Genomic DNA, 21688 nt, shown 5'->3' on the forward strand with positions numbered 1-21688 from the left:
AACTATAGTAAAAAGGAAAGAAGATATCTTCTTTCCTTTTTACTATTTAAATTTCTATTACTGCACCACTTCATTTATTATATTTATTAATTGATGAATCCCCTCATCATTTGTTTTCGTATAGCCAGTCATGTTTTGAATATATCTCTCCTTATTTGCATACAACTTATTGACTGCATGTATGAATACATTCATACTTACTTTGTCTTGGAGTATAACTTCTGCATATCCTTGCCGAGAAAAATATTCAGCATTTAAAACTTGATCTCCCCTACTGGAACTGTTAGTTAGCGGGATAAGCAACATTGGTTTCTTCAAGAATAGCAATTCAGAAATAGCAGTAGAACCCGCTCTCGAAACTACAACACTCGCCATATTTAGTATATGCGGCAACTCTTCCCCTATATATTCAAATTGCATATAACCTTCCATACCAATAGATGAATCCACCTTCCCTTTGCCGCACATATGAACAATATTAAAATTTAATAGTAATGTTTCCAAACTTTCCCTTACCATATCATTTATCCATTGAGCACCTTGACTCCCACCCATAATTAACAATACTGGTTTATCTTGCTGAAATTTACAATAGCTTCTTCCCCGTAATACGTTGCCCCTCTCAATTTCTTCCCTTACAATTGGTCCTACATAAACCTTCTTCTCATTACTTACATTTTCTCCTGTCTGAGGAAATGTTGTGCATAGTTTTGTAGTAAAAGGTAATGCTATTTTATTTGCTAATCCTAACGTACTATCTGGTTCACGTATTATTACGGGTACTTTATTCATCCACGCTCCTATTACTACCGGAACGGAAACAAATCCTCCTGCCGAAAAAATAACATCTGGTTTTATTCGTTTCATCAATTTATAACTTTGTATGCAACCTTTTATTATTTTAAAAGGATCTTTAAAGTTCTCCCAATCCCAATATCTCCTAAGCTTTCCCGTTGAAATACTATTGTATTTCACATTTTGAACTAATAGTTTTTCAATTCCATTTTGAGATCCAATATACTCAACTCCCCATCCTTTTTCCATAAATTTAGGAATCAATACCATATTAATCATTACGTGTCCGGCTGTACCGCCCCCAGTAAAGAGAATCTTTTTATTCATAATTTATATCCACCTTTATCATTAAAAATCTTGTTTTATACTTATCTATTAAATGTAAGTAAACTTACTATTATTTATATAAACCTTTAACTCAAATCCTATATCTTGCAAAAAATCTTTAACGAGATCATAAAAATCATTTCCATACTCACTACATTCATACTGAGCAAAGACTTGAATTACCGCCCTAGTTCCTGTACCTATTACTGGACTTTTCCTATCACCCTTTTTACCTTCCACATAGGCTCGACATTTATTTATCGCCTCATAGATACACAAAACATGCTCTTCCTCATCTTTCCAGTCCATCGTATCAACAATTAAAAGAAATAGCGTATTTTGATTATCTATTGTTTTATAGCCATTCATATATTTCTTACACCCTTTTTATTTTTCATTGAATGCAGATTTCACTACACTTCACATACTCGAGTACATCTTTTAATGATTGATGGAATTGAATTTCTGGGACCCAACCTAACCTTTTTATATCCTCTATTACTAAACTCTCATTTGATTCGCTCCCACTATGCTTTGCTTCTTTTATGGAAAAATTCAGCTGTGTTAATTCTTTGTATTGTTCTATTACATCTAATAAAGACCGTTTTACCCCTGATCCAACATTATATTGTTTTCCATTTGTTCCATCGCGTAATAACACATGATACGCTTTAACCGCATCACGTACATCTAAAAAATCCCTACTATCTTTCAAACTGTTCACCTCAATAATTGCTTCACTTTTATTCGACTCTATCATTATCATTTTTTTTGCAAGAATAGAACAAATACCATTCGATACTCCTGGACCAATTAAATTCGAGGGTTTTGCAATGATAATATTTGAATTCATTAATTCACTCCACGCTTCTGCAATAATGACTTGCATCGTTTTACTTAAACTATATGGATTTGAAATTTTTATTTCGTTCATACTATCTGCTTGCAAAGCAGATCCTATAACCAACGTTCTACAGTGAGGTGCTTCTTGCTTAATTGCTTCTAATAAATATAATGTCCCTATTACATTAATCTCTACATATTCAAGAGCAGCTGTCCAAGACTCTATGACCGAATTCCTTCCTGCTAAATGCAATACATAATCTGGCTTTATTTGTTTCATTACCTTCATTACTTCGCTCTTATTAGTTAAATTACAAGTAATACCATTCCCAATTGTTTCTTTATGTGCACGATTTTGAAACATAGAAATTACATGAAAGCCCTGCTCTAAAAAATATTGGCAAGCATGGCGTCCTGTGAAACCATTTGCACCAGTTATTAAAAGGCTCGCATTTTTTTTCATCGTAAAAATCCTCCTCTTAATAACATTTGTTTCACCTCATGTTTTGTAAGTAAGTCTTGTTGAGAACTAAAACTCTTCACATCCACAAGCGGATAGCTAGCATAATATTCTTGAAGCCCTTCTATAGGAATGGTCGGTAGTACCACAAAATAATTTTGATCAAAACTTATACTTGTTTTACTCTCTACCTCAGATAAAAGCATTTCACTTAATTTTTCACCCGGTCTTATCCCTACTTCTTTTACCTTCACGTTTTCCTTTTGCGAATCTTCAATTAACACTTCTGCTAAATCTGTTATTTTGCATGCCGGCATTTTCATAACAAAGATTTCTCCACCTCTACCTTGATATACGGCTTTAAATAACAATCCGACAGCATCTTCAATCGTTAAGAAAAATCTAGTCATATTTGCATCGGTAATCCCTATTTGTGAAGATTTTTTAATTTGTTTTTTAAAAAGTGGTACCACACTTCCGCTCGTCCCTAAAACATTTCCACCACGAACACAAATGAATTTTGTTTTCTTCGTTTGCATATTCGCATGAACCATTAATTTCTCACCAATTGCTTTTGTCATCCCATACGTATTTGATGGATCGGCCGCTTTATCCGTTGAAACATATATAACTTTCTCAACTTGCATCTGTATAGATGCTTCAATTACATTTTGTGTACCATGTATATTAGTTTTTATAGCTTCATAAGGATAATACTCACATACTGGAACATGTTTTAAAGCTGCAAGATGAAATACATAATGCACACCTTGGCAAGCATAGGCTAGTTGATCTTTATCACGAATATCTCCAATAATAAATTTTAATCTATCATCATTTATAAACTGTTGCTGCATTTCAAACTGAACCGTTTCATTTCTTGAAAAAACCCTAATTTCTTTCGGTGATTTTTCTAATAGTTGTTTTATAAGTTCATGACCCCACGAACCTGTACCACCAGTAATTAAAATTATTTTATTTAGCATTTCTTTTCCTCCTACTACACATTTCAATTAAAATTGTATTTATAAAAATTTATTGAATTATTTTCAATTGATTTAAATCATAATCGTCGTTTGTTACATTTAATTGACAAAATAAAAAAACAGAAACTATTAAACATAGTTTCTGTTTTTTTATTTCACCTCACAACAGTAAGATTTTTTATGCTTTTTGTATGATAACTAAATCCTTGTAAAAAACACCGCTCATTTATTTCTTATACTCGTAATAAAATAAATAGAATGACTCATAGCCAATAATCATGTTTAATTTTATGAAAAAGGGAGGGAATGGAATGTACCGAAGCAATTCAAATCATACATATAACGGACCTTCCAAAGCCCTGCCTCTCTCCCTATTTGATGTGAAAAATGAATTGAAACAAAAAAGCAAACTTATTCATTCTGGCACGATGTATAAATTAACGCAAGAAGAGCAATTCATCCTCAACAACATAAAAATACAAACAGAACAGCTAAATAAAAATAACGTTACAAGGACACGCGCATACTACCAATTTTACATTCAATATCCAGAAATACATTGGGCACTACTTGGGCATATGGTATCACGTAACGGCGGTTGGAATATGACTGATTTGAAGGGCGATTTATATACGAAAATTTTATCAGAGAAAGATCAAATCACATTTTTTTCTTTTTTAGAAAGAGGGAATTGGCTTATTTTCCAAGATGTATATCCTCAATTTCTGCTTTATGAACAAAGTGTAAAAAGAGCACAAAAACTATTTCACCTTCTCCCTCACCTAAATGTTTCTACATTTATGGAAACGATGTGGAACGATTTTTGGAAAACGGGTAACAAAAAAACATTAGCCATTGCAACTATTATTAATGAACAAAACTACTTAGAAAAAAGAGTGATACAAAATATACAATTTCAAAAGACTGTACTTAATAGTATTGGATTTAAACTCTTTGATTTCTTTCAGTTTAATCATATCCTTTTCCCATTCTACGAAAATGATAAGAAACACAAAGTATTACTATTTGGTGATACAATGAAACATTTCACTTCCTTACACGAACGAATCTTAATTGGAAAAAGGTTGTATTCATTATTATTTCGAGACACACATGTTTTATCTCAAATAATAAGCTGGGCCCAGCACCATCCGCATACAGGATCAAGGAAAGATTACTGGCCTCATTTATTTTCAAGTGTAAATGAATCTTTTTCCCGTGAATTTTATAAGCGTCGAATAAAGAAATGCCAGTTGCGTAGTGGCGCTCATCGTATATACAGTCCTGCACTCATCTATGCATGGCGAGATATGAAGCATGAAGAAGTTGACAGTGAAGATTGGTTTACGGACTGGCAAGTTGTAAATTACTTAGTAGATAAGGAGGAAAATATAAATGGACAAATTACAGAAGACTACTGTAAAACACTCGAAAAAATTGAACTTGCCATTCTTGCAAAGAAAAACGTTCTCCTTCGAGAAGAAGAATGATTTTCTAGCATTAACAGTTACAATCTTACTCTCTTGTATTATCGGAACTTGCTTAGATGCTTTCTTTGTTGCGAAACAAATGTATTCCTTTCCGGTTAGACCGTTCTCATCCATATTTTCAGTTAACATTGGCTTTACTTTGTTTGTACTACCGATTTTAACAACGATTTTCATACAAATTTCAAAAACATTATCTGCAGTTTCTAGAATTGTATTTATTATTTCAATAGGTATTTGTGCTAGTATTTTTGAACAGGTTGCTGAAAGATTCGGTTTCTTTATTCATAGTGTGGATTGGAATCATACATATTCTTTATTTGGCTATATGATTTTCTTTTCTTTTATTTGGGAAGTATATCATTTCATACAAAAATAAAGAGACCATTATCGATCTCTTCTTAAGCATAATCTTCAGTTATTGCTAATGATGCGGGATTTTGAAGAATTTTAGAACGTAAACGATAGGCAACAATTTTCTTCTTATATTGTTTGATTACATCAACATGTTCCTCATGGCTATATAGAGAAAATCTAATCTCTTTACTCCCTTTCTTCGCGTTAATAACGATCGGTGTTCCCTCCCCGTGCGGCGGGAAATAATGTTTATCTAAAAATAAAGCTTCATTAAATTCATGAATAACTTGTAGTTTCATTTCTCCCTCTATATTTTTTCCATCTATCGATATAGAGGTATTCTCTTCCTCAAGTTTTTGATGCAATTCAAATCTACTAATAATTGATTCTACAACAGAAGTTGGCATACTAGAAACTAGTACTTTAAGAGCGCCAAAAATAAATAATGTAACTATAAACCATGTTGTCATTTTCATCATCTCCATTACATTTAAAAGATAAATTTCGTTCCATACGGTATTAATATACTAATGAGTATTCCAGTTACAATCATCGTCACCGAACCGATTGTCGCCTCTTTCTCGCCTTCCTTCACGAGACGGCTCACACCGATAATATGTGATGCGCATCCCATCCCCACTCCTTTTCCAATCGTACTTGTTATTCGGAAAAACTTCAGTACTGTCGGTCCGATAATAGCACCTGTTATTCCTGCAACTACTACGAAACTAGAAGTCATAGATGGAATACCACCAATTTGATCCGCTAATGAAATGGCGATAGGCATCGTCGCTAATTGCGGCAGTGTCGTTAATATGAGTTCCTTATCTATATTTAACATCCCGCCAATCACTACATTCATACTCGTTAAAGCCACTATACCTACTACTACGCCGATCAGTATCGACAAAAAGTTTTTCATAAGTATTTTTCGCTCTTTAAATAACGGTATCGCTAACGCTACAATTGCAGGACTCAATAAACCGGAAAGAATATCTCCCCCATTTGCTCTATACTCATGATGAGAAATACCAAAAATCAAAAATAAGCAAATCATACTTGCTGTAACTGTTAGCACCGGTAACGTAAAAGGAAACGGAATTTTTTTATATAATTTTGTCGCCAATACATACATTACTATAGTAATAATAATTAAGACCATTTGCATCTTGCACCTTGTCGATTTTATTTTTTTGATGTTACTAATAATTGACTTATATACCCTGAAATAATCAAAGTTACCACCGTGCTCACAACTACTAAAAGGAATATAACACTCCCCTTACTGAAAAGAAAAGACCCGTATTCCATCAGTCCTGTTGTCGAAGGAATTAGAAATAAAGGTAAAAATACGATTAATTTGTCCGCACCTTCCTCAAACCACTTTAATGGTAAAATACGAGTAGAGAGGAGTAGAAACAGCATTAACATCCCAATTAAACTTCCCGGCATTGATAGATGGAATTCTCCCTGAATCCACGTACCAACTAAACTAAATACATAGAGCACGCCTACTTGAAGTAAAAGCGTCACGTACTTCATTTCTTTCCCTCATTTCAATATTACGCATCACTATTATGAAATTTCATTTAACGTTTCCGCGAATCTCGTAATTCCCAGTTGAATTTGTTCGACATCTACTCTCCCAAAAGTAAAACGAATATATTCACTTTTAGTGCCTAAAACACTTCCTGGGACAAACGCTACACCATTTCGTATAGATTCGCCTAACAAATGATATTCATCAAACGTTCCTTGCACTTTGCACCATAAATGTATTCCACCCTCTGGAACAAAAAATTCAACCTGGTCCCCCAATATTTCTTCAAGCTTTCTAATTAACACATCTCTTCTTTCTTTCAATTGTTCACGAAGCATTGTAATATGTGCGTGAAAATCTTCTGATTCTAAAAATTGATTTGCCACCCACTGTGTAAATACGCTATGGCCAAAATCAACTTGCTGCTTCGCATCCGCTAAACGTTCAATTACACGCGTTGGGCCAATTACCCAGCCAATACGTAATCCTGATGCAACAATTTTTGATAATGAACTTATATAAAGAACATTCCCGTTTTGATCCATTGATTTTAATGTTGGATTCACTTCTCCATTAAATGACGTTAAGCTATACGGATCATCTTCTACAATCGGTATACCAAATTCAGAAGACAATTCTAAAATCTTTTTACGTCTTGCTAATGAAAGCACTGTTCCCGTTGGATTTTGATAATCTGGATTCAAAAATACCATGCGAATACGATGCTTTTTATGCAAATCAATTAAGTCATCTGGATTCATTCCATTCTGATCAACAGGTAGATGGAATATTTGTAAGCCCGCGGATTTAAACATCGGCAATGAAAAACAATACGACGGATCTTCAATTGCAATCGCATCGCCAGGTTTTAATAAGCATTGCACGATAAGATTCAGTGCCTGTTGTGCGCCAGATGTAATAAGGATAGAATTCGAATCTGCTTCAATTTGTTTATATTGCTGAACATGTGCCGCAATTGTTTTTCTCAACATTTCATTTCCAAGTGGATGGTCATAACCTAGGTTTTCCATAAATGTTTTCTCCGACAAAATCGTTCGGAATCTATCACTTGGAATTAACTCTGGTGACAATTCACCACTTGCTAAATTAATTAAGTCATCTTTTTGTGTTTCCGTTCGAATTTGTTGAACGAGTGGCACATTAGGTAAGAACGATCCATCCTCAACGTACCTACCCCAGTTCGGTATTCGTTTATGTGAAACACCCCATATGTCTGTATTCACCCGTGTTCCGCTTCCTTTTTGCCGTTCTACTACTCCAAGTGATTTTAATTCTTCATACGCAGCTACTATTGTACTCCGGTTCACCTGCAATTCTTTTGCTAACATACGCTCAGAAGGTAACTTGCTGTCAGAAGGAAACTCACCTGAAGAAATACCCCTTTCAATATAATCAGCTATTTGTTTATATAAAGGCGTCTTATCTGTACGATTTGGTTTCCATTCCATCCTGTTTCCTCCTTTCAAAACGAACTATCCTTGATTCGCTACTAACAGTATTCACTGTAATAATAGTATTAATTTATTACGTGATTTAAAAATCTTTCTACCGTCATATTAAAGCTAGTCGGCTGTTCTAAATAAGGTAAGTGTCCACTATTTTTAAACTCAATAAAAGTTGTATTTTTCAAACGTCTTTCAAACTCTCTTACATATTTCTCGGAAACGAAATCATCATTTTCCCCTCTTATAATTAAAGTAGGACATGAAATATTTGAAAGAAACGGTCTTTGATCATAATCTACTAATTCAGCAAATAACCTTTGAATATGCACTGGATTAATAGACTGTAAAGATTGATAAAATCCCCTGACAATTACTTCATTATTTGCTACCCCCATCGCCTTCAACAATGTATCCGCCCATGTTTTCCCATTATCATGTAAGCTAAGTAAATCATATACTTCAAGTCGTTTTTTTCGATCTTCAGGCTCCAAATAGGGAAATGCATTTACAACAATTAAGCTAGAAACAAAGTCTGGATATTGAATAGCGAAATCGATACCGACTCTAGCCCCTTTTGAAAGACCACAAATGACTACTTTTTGTAGCTTTAAATAATTGCATAACTCATACAAAACATTTGCGTATTCTTTAAAAGGGATTTCCAACCCTTCAGATCTCCCATGCCCCGGTAAATCAAGAGAAATCACTGTCCACTTCTCTTTAAAATATTGCCTTTGATATAGCCAATTGTTTGCGTTCCCACCAGGACCGTGTAATAACAATATAACAGGACCTGATCCTTCTATATTGTAAGAAATTTTTCGATTCTTATATTCAAAATACATATACATCACCTTCAGCTATAGCATCACTTATTCTTATCTTTGAATGAATATATCCAAAATGGTTCCTTTTCTAACCATTCTACTGTTTCCTGTGCACCTTCTTCATACTCTCTTTTTAGTTCCGTTACTTTCGTCGCAAATTGTGATGCATGTGCTTGCAACGCCTCGACTTTTTTTGGAACATATTCTTTCACTTCATTTTTAAAATGCGGAGGACCTATTTCCGCTTCATAATTCTTCGAAAAAGCTACCGCATAAAATATTGGCCTTTTATTTTCCGGAATATTAGCTAACGCCTCGGCTACCGCTTTTCCTGTTGCATCATGATCTGGATGAACTGCATATCCCGGATAAAAAGAAATGACCAATGAAGGGTTCAATTCTTCCACACAGTTTTGTATGACACGTCTTAACTCTCCAGGAGTTTCAAATTCAAGAGTTTTATCACGGTATCCCATCATACGCAAATCTTTAATCCCTAAAATATTTGTAGCCCTCTTTAGTTCTTTTTCTCTAATTGCATATAATGATTCACGTGTTGCAAAAGAAGGATTTCCCATCGCTCTCCCCATTTCACCTAACGTTAAGCAAACATAAGTAAGCGGAACATTTCGCTGCGTATAAGCTAAAATTGTACCTGCCACGCAATATGACTCATCATCTGGGTGCGGAAAAACAATTAAAACGTGGCGTTCATTTTTTATCAAAATCATACTCCTCCATCATATACAACATTAACCTTTTTCTTTCAAAACTATTAAATCACTACCGCATACCACGTTACCCCTACAAGTAGTACGAAAAGAAGGAGAATATAAATAGTTGATAAGTTTTTCACATTTCTCTTTGTGGACTTGCCGTAATTCTCCTCCACATTTCGTGCAACTAGCACGGTCCCAAACAGCGATCCAATTACAATAATAACGACTAGTGAAATTGCAAAAACCATTGTATTTCCACCTCTCTACAGACAATCTATTTTAATAAAGAACTTTCTCTTTAAAACGTTAATAACATACTACCTTTCTTCTCTTATCATAATGGATGTTTGCAAAAAACGGACCAACCACTTTTGTATTTTTTTGCTCATCCACTTTAACAATAAAAAAGCAACTAATCACTTAGGATCAGTTGCTTTTTCGCAAGGTTAATTATACTCATTTTTCACTTAAAATTAATCCAACTTAAAAGTTTAGTCTTTTCATAATGAAACATCGATTGAAATAACTCAATAATAGTTCCGTTTACAAGATACACTGTATTTTCAATAAGAATCGACGTATGTTATCGCTTCTTACTCTCATCATCTTTATTCTTTTATTAATGACTTATTTGCTCTTATAACTTCTTGATACAATAATGGTGACCACTTTTCATTTATGTAGTCTTGCATTATCCAACCTACTCTTGTAGGACTCTTTTGTTTTATATAGTTTGCAATTTCAGGATTTATATAAGAGGCATAGTAATATGGACTATTCCATGCTGTACCACCAGAAGACAAGCTTGTAAAATTAATATAAAGGTGATTTAAATCCTTACTATTGTTCATCGTTTCATTGATTGTATCTTTAATAGATTTTACTTTCTCATCATAACTCACTTTATATTTGTCTTGCACTGTTACATTTACATTTTGATTTACAGTTGTCGTAAATGTCTCATTATCTGGCCAATAAAAATTATTATATCCTCCTGTTTCATTACTACTATACCTTTTTAACAACACAATTTTCCCACGAGCATCTCCAAGTTTTATATTTCCTTCTGTTTTTAAAAAGATAGGATCAACAAAATAATTTTTTTCAAACGTATTACTAAAGGAACCTTCTGCTTCTTTCATATCCTCATACTCTTTTTTTAAAGACATAATAATCGTTTCACTTGGATTATCTTTTAAAAATTGTTTCGCTTCGCTTATGAATTCATGCAATGTTACATAAAGATATAATGGCCCATGATGAAGCACTATCGTATTATCATCTGTTAAACGTCCTCTTATATCAAAAATACGAGCTCCATGATCCATTTGGTAACGAAAATCATATTCTTGCGTCATTCCCCATACTTGCTTAATTGGATTTTGTAATTTGAACGTACCACTATCATGTGTTCCTGGAATTGAAATTCGTGCTAATGGGATGTTATCAGGTATAGGTTGCATCCATTTTGACCAATTTTCAAGCTCATTAACAGGGCTAGCTGCAACGACTCGCTTATCATGTAAAGCAAATACAGATGTGATAAATATCATACTACATATGAATAATTTCAAAATAAAATTATTATTGCTCATTATTATTCCTCCTTTTCCTGTTTTATATCAAACTTATTGAATATAATATAAGCTAGTTCATAAAAAATAAATAACATTTTATCAATATGAAATATTGCATAGAAGTAAAGTTAAAAAATCATTCACATATACTAAATTAGAAACATTTAAAGGAACTTCATCTGAAGTTCCTTTCGTTTATTTTATGTTCAATACATATGAACCATCTTTATTCTCATACTTATAGACATATAAATAATATTTACCTGGCTTTGCATTATAAGTTCCTTTAACTACACTCCCTTCATTTTCACCATATGCTACATAATTGTTTAAGTCGGATTCATGATGAAGTACCCATGTCATTCCAATGTTTTGTTCATTTAGTAGAGAAATATTAATATTTTCTGGTGAGTCAATTTGGAAAGTAAATACATCTACCTTATCACGAATATCTAGTTTTCCTTTCATTGGTGTATGAAAGGAGACTTTATTTGCCTGTCTAGGTTCATTATTGGGTTCATTTTCTGTTACTTGTAACTCATTCCCACCGTTCGGTTCTCTTCGTTCATATCCTAAATCTACTAGTATAGACTTCAAATCTGGTAAAACACCAATTTTATCTGAAGATGGATCTTTAGATTTCGTTCCAGTGTTACGGTTACTTAATATCGTTCTTAATTCACTTGGTCTATATGGTTGTCCTAAATTTTCTTTAGCAATGCTTTGTACTAAAGTCGCTGCTCCTGCGATAATGGGTGAAGCACTAGATGTTCCACTAAAGCTTGATGTATAAAGATTTACGGCACTTCGACTTTGCTCGGCTGTAGTTGTATCTACATTTTCTCCCCACCCGTACACATCAATCCGACTTCCATAATTTGAAAACCACATACGCTCATGAGGGAAAGATGAAGAGCCCGCTCCTACCATAATTGCACCTGAATCTTTAAAATCTTTACTATTACGATTTAAGACTTGTTTACCATTTCTATCTTTAAATTGATCTAAATCATTCCACCCATTTGCTCCAGCTTCTATAATGACAACACCTTTATCTGTACCAGCACGAATCGCATCAAATATATCTGGTTGTATTTCAACAGGTAAATATTTATCACCATATCCATCAAAAGAAGCTTGTGCCTCTAATAATAAAACATCCCCAGCTTCTAACTGATTTACAGCACTTAATATTGCATCAGCTGTATTATACTGTCCGTTATCTCTTATTTGAGAAATCACTTTCGCTTTCGCTTTTGGTGCAATCCCAATATTCCCAACCTCATTATCCTCAGAGGATACAATCCCTAGTACAGACGTTCCATGTCCAACATGCTGATCTATATTTCTTCCAGACATTAATTCAATATTTTGATGTACTAAATCCTCATGATTTAATAGCCATCCATATTCCATATCAACAAAGGTTATATCACTTCCATTACCACCTTGGACTCCCCAGGCAAAAGGCGCATTAATACCGTATGGTGCCGCATCAAGGTAACCTTGTTTTTTATATCTAGGATTGTTATTAGGACTAAGAAATACATTTGATGTTTGCACTTCCGGTGGCGTTATTTTTTCTTGTTTCTTCACATACACATCTTCTATTAAAGAAGATGTCTTTAACTTATTTACTAGTTCTTCTTCCTGCTCACCATTTTGAGTTTGAAGAATATAGTAGTTTGATAAACTTGTAGATACATTATTAGGTGCTTTCACTTCAAGGTTTTGTATTTGTTCCGGACTTACAGATGTAAATAAACGATTAAATGTTACATCTGGATATTCTGCAAAAAAATCTTCTAGTACTTTATCGTTCATTTGAGATTGTATTTGTTTTTCAATACCATCTTCATATGGCAATTTCAAATCCGCTCTGAATTTTACAATGATTTGCTTATCTGTTTCTTGTTCTATCCCTAATTTACTCTGTTGTTCTATAGAATCAGCATTTACAATATTGACAGTTTCCCCTATTCCTAAAAATGTTGAAATGATTACAACTGAAACAAATATTCTTTTAAATATACTCATTACATCACTCCTCTTATTAATAATATTTAATCATTATATTAATCTATAATGATTTTATTTATATAACATATTTCCTTTCTACTAAATAGATTATAGTAATCAGCAATATGAACTTCAATGTATTTTCATATGCAATATTTCATATTCGGACTCTACACTACATAAATAAGAAACTTATAATGATTATTTATTTCATATGTGCTAATATACTTACATTAGAATATTATATATAGACATTCTGAACTACATTACATAACAGTTTGACCTTATTTTCCCTAGGAGGATTTACAATGAAATTTTTAAAAATAAAACATATAATCCCTATATCTGCAGCAGCAATTACATTCGTATGTCATCAAAGTACAGCTGAAGCATCTACCATTCATACAGTAAAAAAGAATGATACACTTTGGGGCATTAGTAAACAATACGGGGTTTCAGTACAATCTATTAAACAGGCTAACAATAAAGGAAAGGATCAAACTTTTATTGGTGAACAGTTACATATTCCAGGGTCCACGAATTCAAAAGAAATCATCGTTCGTCAAAACGCCAAACCTGCGAACATTTCTGGACAAATTATTTATCAAGTTCAACAGGGAGATTCATTAGAAACGATAGCAAAGCGTTACAACGTTACCGTTCAATCTATAAAACAAATTAACAATACAATCGGAAACAAACTTTATACAGGACAACATTTAAAAATTAACTCAAGCATTTCAGAAAAAGAAAAAGACTTAATGGCACGCTTAGTTACCGCTGAAGCAGGTGGCGAATCCTATGAAGGAAAAGTGGCTGTGGCAAAAGTTATTCTAAATCGTGTAAAGGCAAAAGGTTTTCCAAATACAATAACAGGCGTTATTTATGAACCTATTAAATACGGATATGCCTTTACTCCTATTACAGATGGAAGAATTAATCAGCCTGCAAGCCCAGAAGCAACAATGGCAGTAGAAGAAGCTATCTCCACAAATGGAATACATTCTGATTGGCTTTATTTTTACAATCCAAAAACATCAACAGACAAATGGATTACGACACGTCAAACAGTAGCAGTAATTGGTAACCATGTGTTTGCTAAATAAGATTTAAAACCATTAACAGACCTCTTCACTTAAAAGGTCTGTTTTTTATATGTTAGATTTTATTAATCATAGGACATAGTGATCATTTAAAAATACTTCTTCTTTCAAATAAAAACATTTGTGTTTACTCCTCCACTCGGAGAAATAAAAAAAGCATCTCGATCAAAAACTCCCTCTTTATTAATAAAATCTATTTCTTAACTTCATAAAATTGTTATACACTAGAAAAATAAAAAACAAACTATTCGTTAGCAGGTGAAAGAATATGTATGATGTTACAATTATCGGCGCTGGAGTAAGTAGCATTTTTATGGCTTATTCACTAGCTAAAAGTAACAAAAAAGTTTTAATTTTGGATAAAGGTAAAGCGCTAGAAGATCGTCATTGTCCTTTAGACGAAGGAAAAGCATGTACTTGTACTACATGTGATAAATATTTTGGGTTTGGCGGTTTAGGAAAATCTGAAGGGAAATTTAATTATACAAACGGATTTGGCGGAGAACTTGAGCAAAAAGTCGGTAAAGAGGGCTTTATACAACTCATGGCTGAAGTAGATGAAATTCTATGTCAGTTCGGAGGAAGTTCTGTTTCAAAATATTCTACAGAAAATCCAACTCTCAATAAGAGGGCTGAAGCTTGTGGTTTACAAATGCTATCAACAGAAGTAAGACATCTTGGCACTACCCTTTCAAGTGAGATTTTTCAGCAACTCTATGAATTTTTACTTACGAAAATAAATATACAATTTCATATAGATGTGCAACATATTATGAAACAGAAAGATCATTTCACAATAGAGACAAATAAAGAAACAGTTCAATCTAAGCAACTAGTATTTGCAACTGGACGTTCTGGAGCAGATTGGTTAAAAGAAATGTGCACTTCTCTCAATATTTCTCAGGAGCAAACTCGTGTAGACTTAGGTATTAGAGTAGAGATGAAAGAACACCAATTACGTTCTATATTAAAAGATACATTTGAGACTAAACTTTCTTATGAGCATGAACACTTCACAGCAACTACGTACTGTATGAATCCGAAAGGCCGCATTATTAGAAAATACGAAGAAGGTTTAGTTATGCCTGACGGTCAAAATTTTCGAGAGAAAGGAACTGGCACACCTAACTTAAATTTCACTTTATTTATCCCGCGCTATTTTTCAACTCTCAAAGAAGCAAATGTATACGCAAGTTCAATTATTAAAAACATTAACCAAGGACGAGATCGAATTGTTATTCAGCGCTTAGAGGATTTACTAAATAAACAACCTACAACGGATAACCGCGTGAAACATAACCGTATACAACCTACACTACAAGGAGATTATGGAGATTTGCATACAGAAATTCCTCCATTGTATATTGAAGGAATTAAAGAATTTTTATTACGCTTAGAACGATTCATTCAAGAACCGATTGATACAGATACTTTATTATATGGAATTGACGGAAAGTTCTATGCTCCTACGATAAAAATCAATAACCACTTTGAAACAAGTGTACATGGGCTATTTTTAGTTGGAGATTGTTCCGGCGTCACTCATTCATTATCTCAAGCTGCTGCAAGTGGGTTGTATGTTGGAAAATATTTATCTCATATTTAATATCTTTCATTAAGATTGCGATCAAATATTTTAACTTCCATAGTAATAGCTTACTAACGATTCTGCCGCAAAGAATCCGAGTTTTATGAAATGCATATTTAACATAACCATTGACATTCAATTCTAACAAATTGAATGTCAACAGGTTTAAAAGCCTCTATTCATTTCCCTTTTCATTTGTTCGATATTTTGTAACATCATCATAGTGTTTAATGTGTTAGGATGTCTATAAGTATTTTTTACTACAACTATGACTTTTTCTGCTCTGTTTCTAAAAAATAGATTTATGCTTTAAAATTCCTCATTGTACGTATATGAATACTTCACATTATTACCTTTAGAAAACATAAGCTAAATGGTTCATTACACTCTAATAGTTATAAAAATATAATATATAACACAAGTTAAATAATTTGTATAAAGAAGGTGTAAAAATGAAAAATAAAATCAATTTACAAATGCAAAATATAAGCTTTGTTTTAATAATTGCTTTGGCAGTATGGTTAAAAACATACCTTATTACAAGATTCAGTTTTGATTTAAAAATTGAGTCTTCTACACAAGAGCTTATTTTATTTATTAGCCCTCTCGCTGCATCATTAGCATTTGTCGGATTAGCATTATTTGCAACCGGTGAAAAGAGAAATTATATCGCGCTATGTATTAATTTCTTATTAACAATCGTACTAGTTGGGAATGTAATGTTCTATGATTTTTATAGCGATTTCGTTACGTTACCAGTACTTGGGCAAACATCAAACTTCGGCCAATTAGGCGGCAGTATTATAGAAATATTGAACTACAAAATTATACTCGCATTCGTAGACATTATTTTCTTCTTTATTTTATTGAAGAAGAAATCAATAGTCTTCCAAACAGGACGTGTAACTCATCCGGTACGCTTGCTATATTTTCTTTTAACGATTGGTGTATTTTTTGCGAATTTACATCTTGCAGAAAAAGAGCGACCTGAACTATTAACGAGATCATTCGACCGAGTTATGCTTGTGAAAAATTTAGGACTATACACTCATCAAATCTATGATTTAACACTACAAGTAAAAGCAGGATCACAAAAAGCACTTGCTGATAGCAGTAAATTACAAGAAACAGAAAACTACGTAAAGGCAAACCAAAGTGAGCCTAATCCTAACATGTTTGGTGCAGCAAAAGGAAAAAACGTAATTGTCGTTACTCTTGAATCCCTGCAAACCTTCTTAATAGGCGCATCAGTTAACGGGCAAGAAGTTACACCATTTTTGAATCAATTCATAAATGAAAGCTATTATTTCGATAACTTTTTCCACCAAACTGGGCAAGGAAAAACGTCCGATTCTGAATTTCTAATCGATACGTCATTGTATCCATTAAATCGAGGAGCTGTATTTTTCACACACGGTAACAATGATTATACTGCAACTCCAGAAATTTTACGTCAGCAAGGTTATTTCACTTCTGTATTCCATGCGAATAACGCAACATTTTGGAATCGTAACATTATGTACTCTGCTCTTGGTTATGATCGTTATTATAATGAACTTGATTACAAAATTACGCCCGAAACAAATTTGAATTGGGGATTAAAAGATATCGAATACTTTGATCAATCTGTAGATATATTAAAAACTGTTGATCAACCCTTTTATGCTCGTTTCCTTACGCTAACGAACCATTATCCATTTACGTATGATAAAGATACAAAATTCATTGAACCATATAACTCTGGTAATGGCGTATTTGATCGTTATATCGTAACAGCACGTTACTTAGACGAATCCATCAAAAAATTTATTGAGCGTTTAAAAGCCGAGGGAATGTATGATGATTCTATTATTGTATTGTATGGTGATCATTATGGTATTTCTGAAAAACATAATCGTGCAATGGCACAGTTTTTAGAAAAAGATCAAATAACAGAATTTGATACTTTAAATTTACAACGAACACCTTTATATATTCATATGCCAGGCCAAACAGAAGGTCAAACGATTTCAAAACCTACGGGACAAATCGATATGAAACCTACTATTCTAAATTTATTAGGAATTGATACTACGAACGATATCCGTTTTGGCCATGATATGTTTTCAGATGAATATACCGGATTTGTTGTTTTACGTGATGGTAGCTTTATTACAGACAAGTATGCATACACAAACAACACTTTCTACGACCGCATAACAGGTGACATTGTGGATTTACCAAAAAAAGAAGCACAAGCGCTCATTAACCGTGCACAAAATGAATTACGAATGTCTGACAAAATCATTGAAGGTGATTTATTACGTTTCTCAGAAAGTAATAAAATTAAAACTGGTGAAGTACAAACGAAAATTAAAGAGACTGAAAAATAATCTAAATATGAAAAGGGAGCAACTGTAATAAGTTGCTCCCTTTTACTTTCTTATAACATATGATGCAATGTCATATAAGAACTTTTATTCTACGCTTGTTTCTAAAGTTACATCTGTATAGGTATGATCTTCACCTATATTTAAAATTACTTCACATTGACGTAATCTCAATTCAAAGAGCTTGATAGAATCATGATAGACCTCAGGATTTGATTTCATTTTATGTAACATCTCTTGTTTTTCTTGTATTTCTAAATGAGTGTTTTCTACAGCTTGTTTCAAGGAGTTAAATGGATTCCTAAAGAATATATGAATATCCCTCTCTTGCGTGTTTTCAAATAGCTCAAATTGCATGAAAAATTTCTTCATAATAGAGGCTGTTACCTCAGTATAATCTTCATTTTCTACATACTGTTTATATTTGCTATATAGCATACCTTTGTTTTTAGGAAGAACTCCAAATAATTTACCGGCACTTTTCAGTAAAAATTGTGCTGGCGTAAATCGACGTAAAATATTTACTTCCTCCATTTGTATTCTAGTCGTCATTCTGTCCGTATCTCTGCGCCAGTCATCAAGCACTTTAAAATCACATGCTAACTGTATTCGATTTTCTCCAAATAAAGAATTAAGTCCTTCACTAAGTTCTTCTAGGTACGATTGACTTTGAAGGAGCTCATTATTAGAAGTTGCAATCCAATTTTGCATAGAAAGAGCAAGATTAGGTAATACCGTTTGTTCTAAGTATTTATGCACTCTTTCATTCATTGCTTTATTTAATTCCGTATCCATGTGCCCGAAATCACTTTCTTCACTAATTAAATCCGAACAACCCTGTAATACCTTCGGAATATTTTCAGTAAGATCATTCATAATTTCAGTTTTCATTGTACGATATGATTGTGTAATGAAATGAATTTTTTCCTTCTCAAAAGCAGTAAGATTATTAATACTACCATTTAGTTTCACTAGCATATCTTCATTCCAATTAATCGCATCCACTAAATTATTTTCTTTCTCCACTCGTTTATCCAAAAGATATGTAATTGTTTTTCGAATGAAAAACAATAACTTTTCAGTACGTTCTACATCGATATCTTTATGATTACAGTTTAAATGAATAAACTCCGTTAAATCATTTAATTGTTGACTACTTGTATATAGCGAAGAGTAAGGGAAAATTCTCGCATGCGGGAAATATGTGTTTATTCTAGCTTGCGTATCATATAACACTCTTTTCACTTCTGCTTCACTGTAAATGTTATCGATTTTATTTAATAAGAAATGAATTTGTAAATTTGGTGTATATTCTTGAATGCTTAATAGAATGTCACGTTCTTTGTCAGTAAAAGGTGAATCCGCATTCAATACGAATAGTAATTCGTCTACAGAATTTAAATATTCGAATATCTCATCCCTAGTATCGTTATTTCTATTAAATCCAGGTGTAACTACAAATGTAAGTTTATTTTCACTTAAAAATCTGCATGGTAATTTAAATTCTACACATGCTCTCTCTCTATATGATTGATGGTGTTGAGACATCATATTATGGTAATCAGAGACATCTTCCGTTGTTGTAATTGCAGAGTCTGTTATGGCGTTAATTTCTGTATGAGCATCATTTTTTAAAACTACTACATTTGAAATTGATTTTTCTACTATATTTTCTCCTAATATAGAGTTAATAAATGTAGTTTTTCCGTTCCCTGAAGTTCCTGTTACTAAAATGCGGTTTGTGCTTAAATCTGCGAGTTCGCCAACTAACCATCTAAATCGGTGACCCATTTCTATATTATGCTCTTGTGCCCACTCTGTAATAGATTCAAAAAGATGCAAACTATACTCTAAGCCATTCACATGATTAATAGAATATAACAACAGGTTTTCCGCATGTTTTATATTTGCTGAATCTATTTTAGAAGGGAAAATCTCATCCCATGCCAATACAGCTGCTGATGGAAATACAGCATAAGATGGATTGACTACCTTTAACCAATTTGTTAACAAGTTTGGAATGATGTCGTGCAATTGTTTAAGCATATATTGACCTTGAATTAATTCAAAGTACGTTTCTTCATAAAGAGAAGAAATTTTGTTCCATATATCAGACGAATGTATTTCAATATGTAAGAAAAATTCATTTATTGTATTAAGCCATAATAAGTAATTTTGTTCATTTTTATAACTATTCCAAAGTGATGAAACCATTTGCGTAAATTGTACTTGATCTACAGTATTTAACGTAACTAATACTTCATAGAAATAATCTGGTGAAATATGTTTAGTGAATCCTTTATCAATATATCCTTTTAAAACCTCAAACCACGGATAAGATTCTGTTCGAATTAACTCATTCACAGCAAGCTCTACTGCACTATCAAAATCTTGCTGCTCCTCATAAAAAGAACGGGCAATTTTTGTGACGTTCGGGTAATCGGGATTTAAAGAAACCGCTTCTTTAATAACAGCGAAAGCGGAATCAAAATTATTTTGCTCTATGTAAAGAGAAAGTAATTGTAATCCAATTTCAGTCATCAATATTTTATTATCAGTAGTAATAGAAGTATACACATTTTCAGCAACTGATAATTGATTAAGTTCGAAATAAGCATCCGCAATATTTTTTTGTGCCCACGGTGCTAATTCATTACTAACTTTTTCCCATTTAAAAATAGCAGCTTCAAAATCTTGATGACGATAATAAAACTCACCTTGTGCAAAACGAATATAAGATCCATCAGAAATCTCATTTCCTTCTTCGTTTACATAAACTTCTCCAAGTACGTCAAGAGGTGGTTTTGTTTCATTCTCCATTAGGAATGTTTCATAATACATCTTTTTTATTAATTGTTTTTCTACTCTCATCTTTTCCCCCACTATATCTTGAAAATACATTTTTAAGATATGTCAATACTTTTTGTATGTATGCTTTTTATCTTAACAAAGAATATCTATTGGAAAATTTCATTTTCCTTTCATTTTTCAAGTAAGATTGAATTTTTATGAGAAAAGTTTCAGTTTTTTTTCAATTCCCTTTCAGTTATGAAACAGCATTAAATGTTCCTAATAACCTAATAACACTATAACCTCCCACATTATATTATCAAGAAAAAACTATATAAATAATATTATAAAAACAATTTATAGCGAATATATATGCAAAACTCCCTTCCCTAATAAATGAAAGAATTCATTATCATATATTTTTCACATTCTTTT

The 21688-nt window shown here is 32.7% G+C and carries 19 protein-coding genes and 1 pseudogene; 5 read left to right on the top strand and 15 right to left on the bottom strand.

Features of this window, described 5'->3' with window-relative positions; translation table 11 throughout:
- Positions 1-57: 57 nt before the first annotated feature.
- From ACXVYO_RS05950 to ACXVYO_RS05965, 4 genes are read right to left on the bottom strand one after another with little or no spacing between them, the layout of a single operon-like run.
- A complete protein-coding gene (locus tag ACXVYO_RS05950) occupies positions 58-1122 on the bottom strand; it encodes an undecaprenyldiphospho-muramoylpentapeptide beta-N-acetylglucosaminyltransferase (protein ID WP_458466299.1) in 1065 nt (354 codons plus the stop codon).
- A 48-nt stretch (positions 1123-1170) separates the two neighbouring features.
- A complete protein-coding gene (locus tag ACXVYO_RS05955; protein WP_458466300.1) occupies positions 1171-1491 on the bottom strand; it encodes a DUF6572 domain-containing protein in 321 nt (106 codons plus the stop codon).
- A gap of 25 nt (positions 1492-1516) precedes the next feature.
- Positions 1517-2428 (bottom strand): NAD-dependent epimerase/dehydratase family protein, encoded by a 912-nt coding sequence (locus ACXVYO_RS05960; RefSeq protein ID WP_458466301.1) that lies wholly within the window; start codon positions 2426-2428, stop codon positions 1517-1519.
- Positions 2425-3411, bottom strand: coding sequence for a UDP-N-acetylglucosamine 4,6-dehydratase family protein (locus tag ACXVYO_RS05965; protein ID WP_458466302.1), 987 nt, complete (start codon positions 3409-3411; stop codon positions 2425-2427). Before ACXVYO_RS05965 ends, ACXVYO_RS05960 begins: the two co-directional genes overlap by 4 nt.
- Positions 3412-3722: 311 nt before the next feature.
- Here ACXVYO_RS05965 and ACXVYO_RS05970 point away from each other — a divergent pair, with 311 nt between their 5' ends.
- Together ACXVYO_RS05970 and ACXVYO_RS05975 are read left to right on the top strand one after the other, a co-directional pair.
- On the top strand, positions 3723-4901 hold the full coding sequence (locus tag ACXVYO_RS05970) for a DUF2515 domain-containing protein (RefSeq protein ID WP_458466303.1): 1179 nt from the start codon (positions 3723-3725) through the stop codon (positions 4899-4901).
- A complete protein-coding gene (locus tag ACXVYO_RS05975) occupies positions 4807-5277 on the top strand; it encodes a CBO0543 family protein (RefSeq protein ID WP_458466304.1) in 471 nt (156 codons plus the stop codon). The genes ACXVYO_RS05970 and ACXVYO_RS05975 overlap by 95 nt, the downstream gene beginning before the upstream one ends.
- A gap of 22 nt (positions 5278-5299) precedes the next feature.
- Here ACXVYO_RS05975 and ACXVYO_RS05980 read toward each other — a convergent pair whose 3' ends face one another.
- From ACXVYO_RS05980 to ACXVYO_RS06025, 10 genes and pseudogenes are all read right to left on the bottom strand, one after another.
- Entirely contained in the window at positions 5300-5725 is a 426-nt protein-coding gene (locus ACXVYO_RS05980; RefSeq protein ID WP_458466305.1) for a YfmQ family protein, read from the bottom strand.
- Between the two features lie 20 nt (positions 5726-5745).
- On the bottom strand, positions 5746-6417 hold the full coding sequence (locus ACXVYO_RS05985; RefSeq protein WP_458466306.1) for an LrgB family protein: 672 nt from the start codon (positions 6415-6417) through the stop codon (positions 5746-5748).
- A gap of 23 nt (positions 6418-6440) precedes the next feature.
- Positions 6441-6797: a CidA/LrgA family holin-like protein gene (locus tag ACXVYO_RS05990; RefSeq protein WP_458466307.1), complete on the bottom strand. Its 357-nt coding sequence runs from the start codon at positions 6795-6797 to the stop codon at positions 6441-6443.
- Between the two features lie 33 nt (positions 6798-6830).
- Positions 6831-8264 carry a MocR-like pyridoxine biosynthesis transcription factor PdxR gene (gene pdxR, locus ACXVYO_RS05995; protein ID WP_458466308.1) on the bottom strand — a complete coding sequence of 478 codons (1434 nt, stop codon included), beginning with the start codon at positions 8262-8264 and terminating at the stop codon, positions 6831-6833.
- 68 nt (positions 8265-8332) lie between these two features.
- Entirely contained in the window at positions 8333-9106 is a 774-nt protein-coding gene (locus ACXVYO_RS06000) for an alpha/beta fold hydrolase (protein WP_458466309.1), read from the bottom strand.
- Positions 9107-9129: 23 nt separating this feature from the next.
- Positions 9130-9810, bottom strand: a complete 681-nt coding sequence (gene bshB2 / locus ACXVYO_RS06005) for a bacillithiol biosynthesis deacetylase BshB2 (protein WP_458466332.1) — start codon at positions 9808-9810, stop codon at positions 9130-9132.
- Positions 9811-9863: 53 nt separating this feature from the next.
- Positions 9864-10055 (bottom strand): hypothetical protein, encoded by a 192-nt coding sequence (locus ACXVYO_RS06010; RefSeq protein WP_000230688.1) that lies wholly within the window; start codon positions 10053-10055, stop codon positions 9864-9866.
- Positions 10056-10270: 215 nt separating this feature from the next.
- Positions 10271-10384: pseudogene (locus ACXVYO_RS06015) on the bottom strand (GntR family transcriptional regulator); the annotation flags it as partial.
- 31 nt (positions 10385-10415) lie between these two features.
- Positions 10416-11402 (bottom strand): phosphatidylinositol diacylglycerol-lyase, encoded by a 987-nt coding sequence (plcA, locus tag ACXVYO_RS06020; protein WP_458466310.1) that lies wholly within the window; start codon positions 11400-11402, stop codon positions 10416-10418.
- Positions 11403-11579: 177 nt separating this feature from the next.
- Positions 11580-13421 (bottom strand): S8 family peptidase, encoded by a 1842-nt coding sequence (locus tag ACXVYO_RS06025; RefSeq protein ID WP_458466311.1) that lies wholly within the window; start codon positions 13419-13421, stop codon positions 11580-11582.
- Positions 13422-13711: 290 nt separating this feature from the next.
- On the opposite strand from ACXVYO_RS06025, the gene ACXVYO_RS06030 reads away from it, so the two are divergent.
- From ACXVYO_RS06030 to ACXVYO_RS06040, 3 genes are all read left to right on the top strand, one after another.
- A complete protein-coding gene (locus ACXVYO_RS06030) occupies positions 13712-14509 on the top strand; it encodes a cell wall hydrolase (protein ID WP_458466312.1) in 798 nt (265 codons plus the stop codon).
- A gap of 265 nt (positions 14510-14774) precedes the next feature.
- On the top strand, positions 14775-16112 hold the full coding sequence (locus ACXVYO_RS06035) for an NAD(P)/FAD-dependent oxidoreductase (RefSeq protein WP_458466313.1): 1338 nt from the start codon (positions 14775-14777) through the stop codon (positions 16110-16112).
- Positions 16113-16546: 434 nt separating this feature from the next.
- Entirely contained in the window at positions 16547-18466 is a 1920-nt protein-coding gene (locus tag ACXVYO_RS06040) for an LTA synthase family protein (RefSeq protein ID WP_458466314.1), read from the top strand.
- An 84-nt stretch (positions 18467-18550) separates the two neighbouring features.
- Here the strand turns inward: ACXVYO_RS06040 and ACXVYO_RS06045 are convergent, their stop codons facing one another.
- Positions 18551-21334, bottom strand: coding sequence for a dynamin family protein (locus ACXVYO_RS06045; protein ID WP_458466315.1), 2784 nt, complete (start codon positions 21332-21334; stop codon positions 18551-18553).
- Positions 21335-21688 lie beyond the last annotated feature (354 nt).

Source organism: Bacillus sp. BC08, from assembly GCF_054326875.1.

Bases quoted from the DNA above. Each gene is read 5' to 3' on its own strand.
- plcA (WP_458466310.1), bottom strand. From the start codon at position 11,402: ATGAGCAATAATAATTTTATTTTGAAATTATTCATATGTAGTATGATA.
- ACXVYO_RS06040 (WP_458466314.1), top strand. From the start codon at position 16,547: ATGAAAAATAAAATCAATTTACAAATGCAAAATATAAGCTTTGTTTTA.
- ACXVYO_RS05985 (WP_458466306.1), bottom strand. From the start codon at position 6,417: ATGGTCTTAATTATTATTACTATAGTAATGTATGTATTGGCGACAAAA.
- ACXVYO_RS06035 (WP_458466313.1), top strand. From the start codon at position 14,775: ATGTATGATGTTACAATTATCGGCGCTGGAGTAAGTAGCATTTTTATG.
- ACXVYO_RS05955 (WP_458466300.1), bottom strand. From the start codon at position 1,491: ATGAATGGCTATAAAACAATAGATAATCAAAATACGCTATTTCTTTTA.
- pdxR (WP_458466308.1), bottom strand. From the start codon at position 8,264: ATGGAATGGAAACCAAATCGTACAGATAAGACGCCTTTATATAAACAA.
- ACXVYO_RS05950 (WP_458466299.1), bottom strand. From the start codon at position 1,122: ATGAATAAAAAGATTCTCTTTACTGGGGGCGGTACAGCCGGACACGTA.
- ACXVYO_RS05990 (WP_458466307.1), bottom strand. From the start codon at position 6,797: ATGAAGTACGTGACGCTTTTACTTCAAGTAGGCGTGCTCTATGTATTT.
- ACXVYO_RS06010 (WP_000230688.1), bottom strand. From the start codon at position 10,055: ATGGTTTTTGCAATTTCACTAGTCGTTATTATTGTAATTGGATCGCTG.
- ACXVYO_RS06000 (WP_458466309.1), bottom strand. From the start codon at position 9,106: ATGTATTTTGAATATAAGAATCGAAAAATTTCTTACAATATAGAAGGA.
- ACXVYO_RS05975 (WP_458466304.1), top strand. From the start codon at position 4,807: ATGGACAAATTACAGAAGACTACTGTAAAACACTCGAAAAAATTGAAC.
- ACXVYO_RS05970 (WP_458466303.1), top strand. From the start codon at position 3,723: ATGTACCGAAGCAATTCAAATCATACATATAACGGACCTTCCAAAGCC.
- ACXVYO_RS06030 (WP_458466312.1), top strand. From the start codon at position 13,712: ATGAAATTTTTAAAAATAAAACATATAATCCCTATATCTGCAGCAGCA.
- ACXVYO_RS05960 (WP_458466301.1), bottom strand. From the start codon at position 2,428: ATGAAAAAAAATGCGAGCCTTTTAATAACTGGTGCAAATGGTTTCACA.
- ACXVYO_RS05980 (WP_458466305.1), bottom strand. From the start codon at position 5,725: ATGACAACATGGTTTATAGTTACATTATTTATTTTTGGCGCTCTTAAA.
- ACXVYO_RS06025 (WP_458466311.1), bottom strand. From the start codon at position 13,421: ATGAGTATATTTAAAAGAATATTTGTTTCAGTTGTAATCATTTCAACA.
- ACXVYO_RS06045 (WP_458466315.1), bottom strand. From the start codon at position 21,334: ATGAGAGTAGAAAAACAATTAATAAAAAAGATGTATTATGAAACATTC.
- ACXVYO_RS05965 (WP_458466302.1), bottom strand. From the start codon at position 3,411: ATGCTAAATAAAATAATTTTAATTACTGGTGGTACAGGTTCGTGGGGT.